Origin of the sequence: Algoriphagus sp., assembly GCF_029254265.1 — a bacterium.
GTDB lineage: Bacteria > Bacteroidota > Bacteroidia > Cytophagales > Cyclobacteriaceae > Algoriphagus.
In genome coordinates this window covers 1-11,559 of the sequence record NZ_JAQWXX010000055.1, presented here as the reverse complement: position 1 = coordinate 11,559, position 11,559 = coordinate 1, and the positions used below count along the sequence as shown (strand labels likewise).

Genomic DNA, 11,559 nt, shown 5'->3' with positions numbered 1-11,559 from the left:
AAAACCGTTTATTTTGACCTAATTTAGTACCCGTTAAGATCGCAAGAAAGCGATTGTCACTGGCTGTCACTTCTAACTTATTTGGCTACTGGCATCTTTGCGGATATACATAAAAAATAATTTAACCGGGAAGAATACCCTTTAATTAGATTAAGCGTATAAAAAATGTTCTAAATCGAACAAAATTAAATTTTGCCTGAAATCGAACTAATAATTGATTCTATTTTAACTTCACTGATTAGCGAAAAATAAAATACTACTTCGCAAATAAAAGCCCTAAAACACAATTTAAACACCCGCTAATCCTTTTTATTTACCAATTAACATATAATATTATCGGTATATTATTTCATTTTATAGACATAAAACATATTTTATAAACATATAATTAATGTAAGTCAATATTTAATTTTGTAAATCTTATCACTATAGTACTTTTATTTTATTTCAAAAAATCAGTAACAGAGACTAAATTTTCAGCTAAAAATCATTCCTAAGTCGAATTTGTAAACAACTTGATTTCTGAAATATGCAGAAAGAATTCAGATAATTCATTGATTTCGAATAGATTACCCTTAGAAAGATGATTCGAGAAACAAATCTCCTTTCAAAGAAAAACCAGAAAATTAGGGCAAATCTGACCATAAATAAATTTATTCTTTTAAATTAAAGACTGTCGTATCAAAAAAAGAAAACCAAATGGAAAACACGCATATTTTAAATGGAGATGCCCTTTTGGCTAAATTCCCAAGCGCTATCCCAGGAAAAAAAATTGTTTTCAGGGAATGCCTTGTAGATGGCCCTGTTGATTTTGACTCATTTGAGGGATTAATCCTAGGCAGAAGTGAGTATTTAGCTAAAACTTATCCTGGAGCTCAAGAGAAACCTTACGTCCCACATGTCTCAGAGGAACTGGAAAAAATCATGACCTGCTCAGATTCTGGCAAGGTTTACTGTTGGTTTGAAGCTGATCTCTTTTGCCAGGTGAATCTTTGGTACTCCATTTTCCTCCTTAATGATCATAAAGGAGAAGTAGCTTTGGTTTTACCTGAAATGACCTTGGAGAATGGATTTGCTGACTTAAATGAAGATGAACTCTTAGAAGCCTATCGGAATCCGCGGGTCTTGAGCAAAAATGAAAGAAGCATTCTGAGCCGGCTATGGGTTTTATTCCAAAAGAATAAATCAGAAGAAGCTAAGCGTCTTGCCTGGACTTTGGAAACCGAACTCCCATTTTTGACACCTGCGATTCAAGCTTGGGAAGAATCCATTCCAAAGGGAGATTATCCTGGCAAACCCAAAGCCGAGTTAAAAGCCATTGCTGAAAAATTAGAAACCGATGAATTCAAATACATATTCAGAGAATTTCACCGGCGCCTCCCAATTTATGGTTACGGAGATCTGATCACTAGAAGACTTTGGGAAGAAGTACAAAAGGAGAATTCGGACAATTAGTATTTGGGCAAGACCGCAATTTCCCTTTTCAATTCTTATTTTCGGGGATGAAATGGTCTATCGATTTCCCAATTCCTAATTACCCTTTTCCAATCAGCCATCAAAGCAAAATTCTCAGCTTAGGTTCTTGCTTTGCACAGACGATTGGTCAAAAAATGATAGATGCCAAATTTGATTGTTTGGTCAATCCTTTTGGTACCATCTTCAATCCGATATCTCTGGAAATCTTACTGAAATCGGCCTTTTATGAAAATCAATTCGAAGAATCGCTCATCTGTGAGCGGGATGGACTTTACTTTCATTATTATGCCCATTCTGACCTCTGGGGGAAAACCAAAACAGAATTATTAGGAAAGCTTCAGGCAAAACGTGAAGAGACAAAAGTCCATTTAGAACAAGGGACACACCTTGTTTTAACCTTGGGTAGTGCGTGGGTTTATGACTTGGAAGGATTTAAAACAGTGGCAAACTGCCACAAACAGCCCGGAAAACTCTTCAATAAGAGACTATTGACTCTAGAAGAAATGGAATCAAGGCTTTTACTCCTTTTTGATAATTTCTCCACACTAAACCCAAATCTCAAAGTTATCCTTACGGTCAGCCCAGTACGTCATATCAAAGATGGGATTTCAGAAAACCAACTTAGCAAAAGCCAGCTTCGGGTACTTTGTGCGAATCTGGAAAGGCGATTTTCGTCAGTCAGCTATTTTCCTGCCTATGAGATCATGATGGATGAATTGCGAGATTATAGATTCTATAAATCAGATCTGATTCATCCGAATGAGGAAGCCGAAAACTACATTTGGCAAAAGTGGCAAACCTCTCATTTCGATTCAGACACAATTATCAAAACGGAAGAAATCCGAAAAGTGAATTTAGAACTTGCGCATCGCCCGCTGAATCCCAAAAGTGATTCCCATCACAAATTCCTTGAAAAACTTATTCAAAAACTGGAACGATTGAACTCCGAATTTGATTTTTCAAAGGAAATAATTCAAGTCCAAAAACAATTAGACTTCCTAGTTTAGCAATTTTTTAATATTTCAATTTTAAAATATTCCAATCAATCATGTCCAACAGACTCATTTCTTCCCAAAGCCCATACCTTCTCCAGCATGCACACAATCCCGTGGACTGGTATCCTTGGGGACCTGAAGCGCTTAAAAAATCTGAGGTGGAGAATAAACCAATTCTTGTTTCAATTGGGTATTCCGCTTGCCATTGGTGCCACGTGATGGAGCGCGAAAGCTTCGAAGATGAACTCACCGCAGACCTGATGAATGAAAGTTTTGTCTGTATCAAAATAGACCGTGAAGAGCGTCCGGATATCGACAATATTTACATGGATGCAGTACAGGCGATGGGACTACAAGGAGGCTGGCCATTGAATGTGTTTCTGATGCCCAATCAAAAACCATTTTACGGAGGCACCTATTTCCCAAATGCCCAATGGAAAAATTTGCTCGCAAACATTGCTGATGCCTTTTCAAAGCATGAAGATCAACTTGCAGAAAGCGCAGAAGGATTCGGAAACTCCCTGAATAAAAAAGAGACTGAGAAGTATGGAATTACCGCTGGAAATCAAGAATTAGATCCTGATGAACTTGCCGAGGTGATGGCAAAACTCAGCGCTCAGTTTGATCCCGAATGGGGAGGAATGAATCGAATCCCAAAATTCCCCATGCCAGCCATCTGGTCTTTTGCGTTGGATTATGGATTGCTTTCGCGAAATAAAGATATTCAGGATAAAGTCTTTTTTACCCTTCGGAAAATTGGTATGGGGGGAATCTACGATCAAATTCGGGGAGGTTTCGCAAGATATTCCGTCGATGGAGAATGGTTTGCTCCCCATTTTGAAAAGATGCTATATGATAATGGTCAACTGCTCGAACTCTATGCAAAAGCCTATCAAACCAGCGGCGAAAAATTCTTTCTGGAAAAAGTAACTGAAACTATTGCCTGGCTGGAAACAGAAATGCTCCAAGAAGAGGGAGGCTTTCATTCTGCTCAGGATGCTGATTCGGAAGGGGTCGAAGGAAAATTTTATACCTGGACTTATAAAGAGCTCGCCAGAATCCTTCCAGATGAACTGCCTTGGCTGAGTAAACTTTATAACCTGAAATCAGGCGGAAACTGGGAAGATGGTGTTAATATTCTTTTCCAAACCAAATCTTACGCTGAAATCGCTTCGGAATTTGGATTCTCAGAACCGGAACTAATCGACAAACTTAACCAGGTCAAATTCAAACTAATTGAAGTTCGAAATCGTCGGATTTTCCCCGGAAAAGATGACAAGATTCTCAGCGGTTGGAACGGGCTCATGTCCGCCGGATTGATTCAGGCCTTTTTTGCTACAGGTGAAAAACGAATGCTAGACCTAGCTTTGAATAACCTGAAGTTTTTGGAAGAAAAGCTTTATCTCGATGGCGTTTTGCATCGCTCCTATAAAAATGGTGAAGCTTATACTCCGGGTTTTCTGGAGGACTATGCAAATGTTGTTCGGGCTAGTTTGATGGCCTTTGAAGCAAGCGGGGATTCCCATTGGCTAGATTTCGCACAGCAACTCACAGATTTCTGCTTAAAGGAGTTTTACGATGAATCGGATGGTTTCTTCTTTTTCAATAATCCGAAAGCGGAAAAACTTATTGCGAACAAAAAGGAATTATTTGACAACGTCATCCCTGCTTCCAACTCGGTCATGGCAAGAAATCTCCACCGACTTTCTCTATTTACTTATGAAAACAAGTATCAGGAAGTCTCCTCCAAAATGCTTGGTGGGATGAAAGATCTCATTTTAAAAGATCCCGGATTCCTTTCCAATTGGGCATCGCTGTTTCTGGAGATGCTCATTCCAACTGCTGAAATAGCCATCTTAGGGAAGGGTGCCGAAGCACAAGCTTTAGAGTTTCAAAAAAGCTATGTTCCAAATTCTGTAATCGCATATTCGGAAGAATTGACAGAAACTGCCCCGATACTTTCGGGAAAAACAGCAGATTCGGATGGAAATGCCTTAATTTATGTTTGCTTCGATCATGCTTGCCGGCGACCGGTCAGCAGCATCGAAGATGCAATTTCACAACTTCCTTATTTAGCCTAAAACCATTGGAAAGCCTTTTTGGAGATCAAGATTTATACCCTGCCGAAAGCGGAAATAATTTCGCTGACATCATCTTGCCGGTGCCGATCCCAAGGATGTTTACTTATAAAATTCCCAAATCCTTAAAACCGGAGATCAATCTTGGTTCTCGGGTGATTGTACAGTTTGGGAAGAAAAAAGTACTGACAGGAATCATCGGAAAAGTACACAACAAAGCTCCTCAGGCCTATGAAGCCAAGCCAATATTAGAAGTTTTAGATGTTCAACCTAGCGTAAACCCACTTCAGATTCGGTTTTGGGTTTGGATGGCAGAATATTACTGTTGCCATATCGGTGAAGTAATGCATGCGGCACTGCCTTCAGGCTTGAGACTCAGTAGCGAAAGTAAGGTACAGCTGAATCCGAATTTTGATCGGGAAACCAGCAATTATCCACTGGATGAAAGGGAGGAGAAAATCTTAGAAGCACTAGAGTCCACCACCGAACTTAGCTACGAAGACTGCGAAAAAATACTAGGGGTAAAAACGATTCACCCGATTCTTAAGAGCCTAGTCACCAAAGAGGCCATCTTGATATTTGAAAAAGTACAAGAAAAATACACTCCTAAAGTCGAGACTAGAATTCGGCTGGTAAAGGAAATTGCTGAAAGCAAAACTGCGCTGGAAGAAGTATTCACCATCCTCGCATCAAAGCCAAAACAGGAATCAATCCTGATGAAATATCTCCGGGATGTACCGGTATTCCAAAAACTTCACCTCAATGAAAAAGGGGTAGATAAGACGACTATTTTGGAAGAAGGCGATTCTGAATCTTCTTTGAAAACACTGATCAAAAATGGAATTTTCGAATCCTTCAAAGTAGTAGTCAATAGAATTGCTGAAGAGGAACCAGAAAAAGAAGCTGCCAAACTTTCAACTTCTCAGGAGGCAGCATTCGCTGACCTGAAATCCCAATTTGAAGAAAAGCAGACGGTGCTTTTGCATGGGGTAACTGGATCCGGAAAAACTGAAATTTATATCCAACTGATTCAGGAAGTTCTGGGCAGCGGTTCTCAGGTCCTTTTGCTTTTACCTGAGATTGCTTTGACCACACAAATCGTCAGCCGACTGAAAAAAGTATTTGGCAGTCAGATGGGAGTTTATCATTCCAAATATTCAGATAACGAACGTGTCGAGGTTTGGAATGGCGTATTAAGTGGAAGGTTTTCGTTTGTGGTCGGAGTCAGATCTTCCATTTTTCTACCATTCGATAGTTTGGGATTGATAATCATCGATGAGGAGCATGAGTCAAGTTTCAAGCAGTTTGATCCGGCGCCTAGGTTTCAAGCTAGAGATGCGGCTATTATGCTTGCTTATTTTCATCAGGCCAAAACACTTCTGGGTTCCGCTACGCCATCTTTCGAATCATTTTTCAATGCCCAGCAAGGGAAATATGGCTACGTAGAATTGACGCACCGCTTTGGGGATGCCAGTATGCCAAATTATCATTTAGCAGATCTGGCAGCGGATAAGCGAAAAAATCTTCTGAAACTTGACTCGACGCGGATGATGCGTGAACGGATTCAAGAAGCATTGGATAATCAAGAGCAAGTATTGATTTTCCAAAATCGCCGAGGCTATTCACCCTATATACAATGTGAAGATTGTGGATGGACAGGTCAATGCGTACAATGCGACGTCAGTCTTACATACCATCAATATTCTGAAGAACTCCGATGTCATTATTGCGGCTACAAGGAGAAAGTACCCAGCTCTTGCCCTGCCTGTGGAAGCACCCAACTCACCACAATGGGAATGGGAACAGAACGAATAGAAGAGACTTTAGGATTACTTTTTCCAGAGGCAAGAATGGGAAGAATGGACTTGGATACAACTCGAAATAAATATGGTTATCAGCGACTTTTGGATGAGTTCGGCGCTGGAAATCTGGATATCTTGGTAGGCACACAAATGATTACCAAAGGCTTGGATTTTGGAAGAGTGACGGTAGTTGGAATATGGGATGGAGATCGAATTTTGAATTTTCCTGATTTCCGAGCTGGAGAAAGAGCCTATCAACAAATCACCCAAGTAGCAGGCCGGGCTGGAAGAAGAGAAAAGCAAGGGCAGGTGATCATTCAAACCCGAAATCCAGAAACCGAACTTTACAATCAAGTGATCAAGGGGGATTACAAGGAATTTTTCCGACAGGAAATGATGGATCGGAAAAACTTTTACTATCCTCCCTATGTCAAGCTAATCAAGATTACTACCAGACATGCAGACTTCAAAATAGCTGAAAAAGCCGCCCTTCACCTCCACCACGGAATGTCAGAAATCGCAGTGAAAAAGATCGTCCTGGGCCCAGAAAAAGGAATTATTGCGAGAATTAAAAATCAATACCAATTCGAAAGCTTGATCAAACTTGATAAATCTGGCAACTCCCAATCTGTCTTCAAGGAGAATCTATCTATGATTTTTGAGGAATTGAACGCCAGACCTGAATTCAGATCTGTAAGGTTTATAGTGGATGTGGACCCTTCCTAAAACTTGAGAGTTAAACTTTACGAAGACTTGATTTCATTCCTAAAGCTAATTTGACAGAAATCCTAGATCAGAATACAAAAGCTCTTACTTCTCTGCCTCAATAAAATTCAATACATCATCATATCCTTTGCTCCAAGTCCAGAAAAACTGGGTGACCATCGGAATGTGTTTGGTCTTTTTGTAAAGTGAATAATCCAGTTCAGTCTGAGTTTCTTCTGCACGCTTTCTAAAACGATCAATCGTCAATCTGATACCTGGGTAAGTTTCCTCACCCTCCATAATAAGTATTGGGATTTCCTTCCCATCGATAAAGTAAATAGGGGAATATTCCTTCCATACCGCTGGATCATCTGTAAAAGCATCATAATTATCCTTCCCATCAGGCTCTCCCTTTCGCTCATTGAGAAACCAATACCAATCTAGTCCCGCTGGATCGTTGAGTATTGCTCCTTTTAATGGGTTGGCAAAACCAAGTTTTTCATATGGCTCTTTTTTGATTGCTGCCAAAGCCGCCAAATGTCCCCCCGCGGAATGACCGGAAATGAAGATTTTATCCTTATCCCCGCCATAATTTTCGATATTTTCATAGACCCACTTTACAGCTCTTACCGATGCGAGCTCCATTGGCGGAAGTTGGTATGCTGGAGCAAGAGGATAGTCAATAATAACCGTGATTACATCCCTTCTCGCCATTCGACTTCCCATAAAATCATAAATCTCTTTTCGCCCTTTGTTCCAACTTCCACCATGGATAAAAATCATAACTGGAAGATCCTTTCCTTTTTTCTGATAGAAAACATTAAGTTGTTTCTCAGGTAAATTTTGTTCCGAATCCGCTTCTAGATACGTGATATTCTTGGTGCGATGAATGGGCTGAAAAGCACAACTACTAAGGCCAAGGATGATAAAAAGGGTAAATATTTTAACTTTCATTCAAATAAGTTTGCAATAGAAATATAAAGTCGGTCAATTGTTTCAAGTTTTGGAAATCAATTTCCTCTAACAAACCGCAATATGATATTTGTCATCGAATTTTATCTGGCAGAATGACTAATTTGTACAAAGCTTAATCATGAAATACGAATACAGTCCATATTCCTTCCGCTTTTTCTACTACCTACTCAGCTTTCCTTTCCTGATATTATTTTCTTGTGGGGAGGAAGATGACAATACGACATCCCCTACCATGGGAGCAATCTCAGAGTCAGTATATGCTTCTGGCCAAATCAAAGCGGTAAATCAATACGAAGCTTTCACCAGTGCTTCAGGCCCAATCCAGGAAATTTTTGTTCAGGAAGGCGACTTGGTTCAGGAAGGCACTCCTATTCTGGCAGTTTACTCTGAGCGGGAAAAATTAAGCCGTGAAAATGCAGAAATCGCAAGAGCCTATGCTGATCTCCAGACTAATCAAAGTAAGCTCAGAGACCTTCAACTAGCGATAGATTTTGCAAAAAGTAAAATGCTGAACGATTCCCTTTTGTACCATAGACAGCAAAATCTTTGGAAACAAAATATAGGCACGGAGGTAGAGCTGGAACAAAGACAACTCACTTTTCAAAATTCTAAAACAACCTACGAAACAGCTTTGCTTCGCTATGAGGATCTCAAAAAAGAAATCCAATTCAATGAAAAAACGGCTGGCAAAAGTTTAGCGATTAGTCGGGTTTTGGAAAGCGAATATGTACTGAAAAGTAAAATAAACGGAAAGGTCTACTCACTTCCCAAAGAAAAAGGGGAAATGGTCACTCCACAGGTTGCCTTGGCAGTTTTAGGAAGTGCTGATGAATTTCTTCTTGAGCTTCAAGTCGACGAATACGATATCGCAAAAGTCAAAATTGGTCAACCAGTGGTAGTTTCTATGGATAGTTATAAGGGAGAAACTTTTACTGCGGAAGTCACAAGGATCTATCCGATCATGGATAGTAATACGAAAAGCTTTACCATAGAAGCCAAATTCACAAAAGCCCCTCCGCAACTTTATCCCAATCTCACCTTAGAAGCCAATATTGTGCTTTCAGAAAAAGCCCAAACCATAATTATCCCTAGATCTTTTCTGATCGATGACCAGTTTGTCCTAAATGAAAATGGTGACTCCATTAAGGTGGAAGTTGGAATAAAAAACTACCAGTCTGCCGAAATTCTAAAAGGTCTCGATACGTCGACCAAAATCTTAAAGCCAGGCTTATGAAGTGGTCGCTAATTTTAGAATTAGCCAGAGCGCTCATGTTCGCTCGAATCAAACAAACGCTGGTGGCGGCTGTGGGAGTCACGTTCAGCATCACCATGTTTGTAGCACTGCTGGGATTCATGAATGGTCTAAACACACTATTGGATGGACTCGTCCTCAACAGAACACCCCATATTCGCTTTTACAATCAGATCAAACCAAACCCAAACCAGCCCATCGATTTATCCCCTGAGTTTGGGAAAGGCGTAAATGTGATTCGCTCTATTAAGCCGAGCAATTCAAGGTTGGCGATTTACAATTCTGAGCCAATTCTCAAAACCCTAAACGCTGACCCGAGAGTACGTGGGGTAAGTGCGAAAATTGCCGCTCAGGTTTTCTACAATGTAGGTTCGATCGATCTTACCGGAGTTGTAAATGGAATAGATCCTGAAAAAGAAATAGATTTATTCGCATTTCAGGATTACGTCACCGTGGGAAATCCTGAAGATCTATTGCAAACCAACAGCATAATCTTGGGGAAAGGAGCTGCAGATCGAATGCTAGCAGATATTGGAGATGTAATCCAAATCACCACTGCTCAGGGAAATAAGGCTCAACTTAAAGTGGTCGGTTATTATCAGTCAGGCCTGGCTGATTTTGATAATGCAAATAGTTTTGCTTCCATCAATACCGTCCAAAAAATGATGGGCGAACCAGCATCTTACCTTACAGATATTCAGGTGAAACTTCATGATTTCAATCAGGCCCCAGCTTTTGCAAATGAGTATCGAGAGATTTTTGAAATTGAAGCAGACGATATCCAAACAGTAAATGCACAATTTGAAACTGGGTCGAGCATTCGAACTTTGATCAGCTATGCGGTTGGAATTACTCTATTGGTAGTCTCTGGCTTCGGGATTTATAATATCCTCAATATGATGATCTATGAAAAATTAGATACCATTGCGATTTTAAAAGCAATTGGATTTAATTCTCAAGATGTAAAACGAATTTTTATCACGATTGCCTTGTCCATTGGGTTTATTGGCGGCACTTTGGGTTTGCTATTCGGCTACCTGAGCTGCCTCGGCATCGAACGAATACCATTTGAAACAGACGCTTTGCCTACCGTAAAAACTTACCCAATTGATTTCAGTTCCAAATACTACTTCATTGGTGGTATTTTTAGCTTGGTGACGACCTATTTAGCAGGTTTTTTTCCTGCGAGAAAAGCTAGTAGCGTAGATCCTGTAGATATAATCAGAGGGAAATGACGAAGACAAACCAACCCGTACTGGAAGCTAAAAACATCGATAAGTTTTTCTACAATCCTGTCGAAACTCAAGTTTTGAAAAAAGTGAGTTTCACTATAAATCGGGGGGAATTTGTATCGGTAGTAGGCAAAAGTGGTTGCGGTAAATCCACTTTGCTTTACATTCTCTCTACTATGGATACAGATTACAAAGGAGAGCTGTTAATTGATGAACAAGTGATCAATGGTAAACACTCAAATTACCTTTCCAGACTTCGAAATGAGAAAATCGGCTTCGTTTTTCAGTTTCACTATTTGTTAAATGAATTCTCCGCTCTAGAAAACGTCCTGATTCCCGGGCTTAAGCTGGGGAAATATTCACGGGAAGAACTGGAACATCAAGCTATGGAAAAGTTGAAAATCTTTGACATGCAAGATCATGCGCTGAAAAAAGCAAATCAACTTTCGGGAGGGCAAAAACAACGTGTAGCAATTGCCAGAGCGCTAATAAATGATCCACTTCTGATCATGGGCGACGAACCCACCGGGAATCTGGATAAAAAAAACGCGGATATCGTTTTCAATATTTTTAAAGAATTAACTGCTGAATTTCACCAAACCATCTTGATCGTAACTCACGATCCAGAATTCGCCGAAGGCACAGACCGGATTATTGAGATGGAGGATGGTAGAGTGATTAGTGGGCAGTAGGCAGTATTACAGGCGGCAGTGGGCAGATGGCAGTGAGCAGTATTACAGTTGATAGTTGACAGTTCTCAGTAAGCAGGGAGCATTGTTACAGTTGGCAGAAAGCAGAAGTCGATTAGGAGGCTCAAAGCAGTAGTTAGAGAGCAGTTTGCAGTTTGCAAAAGGTAGGGAGCAATTAGTAGAAGGCAGGAACCAGTTTTTTAAGATAAAAGTGGTTAAAAGGTTTATACTTTATTTTTTTGGTTCTACCACGAATTTAATGGAATAGTTATCTTTAAGCAAAAAGATGTTTACGGAGAATTTTTTCACAACCCTGCTCAATTTAGAGGATGGATGGGAAGTCCAATCTATCCAA

At 40.1% G+C, this 11,559-nt stretch carries 8 protein-coding genes; 7 read left to right on the top strand and 1 reads right to left on the bottom strand.

All coding sequences use genetic code 11. The annotated features are described in order from the left end of the window. Positions 1-699: 699 nt before the first annotated feature. The 4 genes from P8O16_RS08740 to priA are packed head-to-tail and all read left to right on the top strand — an operon-like array spanning position 700 to position 7,077. Positions 700-1,455, top strand: coding sequence for a DUF1835 domain-containing protein (locus P8O16_RS08740; protein ID WP_300313421.1), 756 nt, complete (start codon positions 700-702; stop codon positions 1,453-1,455). Between the two features lie 47 nt (positions 1,456-1,502). Beyond that, positions 1,503-2,483, top strand: a complete 981-nt coding sequence (locus tag P8O16_RS08735; RefSeq protein ID WP_300313419.1) for a GSCFA domain-containing protein — start codon at positions 1,503-1,505, stop codon at positions 2,481-2,483. A gap of 41 nt (positions 2,484-2,524) precedes the next feature. Beyond that, positions 2,525-4,552: a thioredoxin domain-containing protein gene (locus P8O16_RS08730; protein ID WP_300313417.1), complete on the top strand. Its 2,028-nt coding sequence runs from the start codon at positions 2,525-2,527 to the stop codon at positions 4,550-4,552. 5 nt (positions 4,553-4,557) lie between these two features. Next, a complete protein-coding gene (gene priA / locus P8O16_RS08725; RefSeq protein WP_300313415.1) occupies positions 4,558-7,077 on the top strand; it encodes a primosomal protein N' in 2,520 nt (839 codons plus the stop codon). 84 nt (positions 7,078-7,161) lie between these two features. Here the strand turns inward: priA and P8O16_RS08720 are convergent, their stop codons facing one another. Further along, positions 7,162-8,010, bottom strand: coding sequence for an alpha/beta hydrolase (locus P8O16_RS08720; protein WP_300313414.1), 849 nt, complete (start codon positions 8,008-8,010; stop codon positions 7,162-7,164). A 139-nt stretch (positions 8,011-8,149) separates the two neighbouring features. Between P8O16_RS08720 and P8O16_RS08715 the strand changes: the two genes are divergently transcribed. Genes P8O16_RS08715 through P8O16_RS08705 form a run of 3 tightly spaced genes read left to right on the top strand, consistent with a single transcriptional unit; the run spans position 8,150 to position 11,207 of the window. After that, positions 8,150-9,265, top strand: a complete 1,116-nt coding sequence (locus P8O16_RS08715) for an efflux RND transporter periplasmic adaptor subunit (RefSeq protein WP_300313412.1) — start codon at positions 8,150-8,152, stop codon at positions 9,263-9,265. Continuing rightward, a complete protein-coding gene (locus tag P8O16_RS08710) occupies positions 9,262-10,518 on the top strand; it encodes an FtsX-like permease family protein (RefSeq protein WP_300313409.1) in 1,257 nt (418 codons plus the stop codon). Before P8O16_RS08715 ends, P8O16_RS08710 begins: the two co-directional genes overlap by 4 nt. Continuing rightward, complete coding sequence (locus P8O16_RS08705; RefSeq protein WP_300313407.1) at positions 10,515-11,207, top strand: ABC transporter ATP-binding protein; 693 nt, start codon at positions 10,515-10,517, stop codon at positions 11,205-11,207. The genes P8O16_RS08710 and P8O16_RS08705 overlap by 4 nt, the downstream gene beginning before the upstream one ends. Positions 11,208-11,559: the final 352 nt, after the last annotated feature.

Coding starts and splice junctions, on each gene's coding strand:
- P8O16_RS08730 (WP_300313417.1), top strand. CDS start 2,525: ATGTCCAACAGACTCATTTCTTCCCAAAGCCCATACCTTCTCCAGCAT.
- P8O16_RS08715 (WP_300313412.1), top strand. CDS start 8,150: ATGAAATACGAATACAGTCCATATTCCTTCCGCTTTTTCTACTACCTA.
- P8O16_RS08720 (WP_300313414.1), bottom strand. CDS start 8,010: ATGAAAGTTAAAATATTTACCCTTTTTATCATCCTTGGCCTTAGTAGT.
- P8O16_RS08710 (WP_300313409.1), top strand. CDS start 9,262: ATGAAGTGGTCGCTAATTTTAGAATTAGCCAGAGCGCTCATGTTCGCT.
- P8O16_RS08735 (WP_300313419.1), top strand. CDS start 1,503: ATGAAATGGTCTATCGATTTCCCAATTCCTAATTACCCTTTTCCAATC.
- P8O16_RS08705 (WP_300313407.1), top strand. CDS start 10,515: ATGACGAAGACAAACCAACCCGTACTGGAAGCTAAAAACATCGATAAG.
- P8O16_RS08740 (WP_300313421.1), top strand. CDS start 700: ATGGAAAACACGCATATTTTAAATGGAGATGCCCTTTTGGCTAAATTC.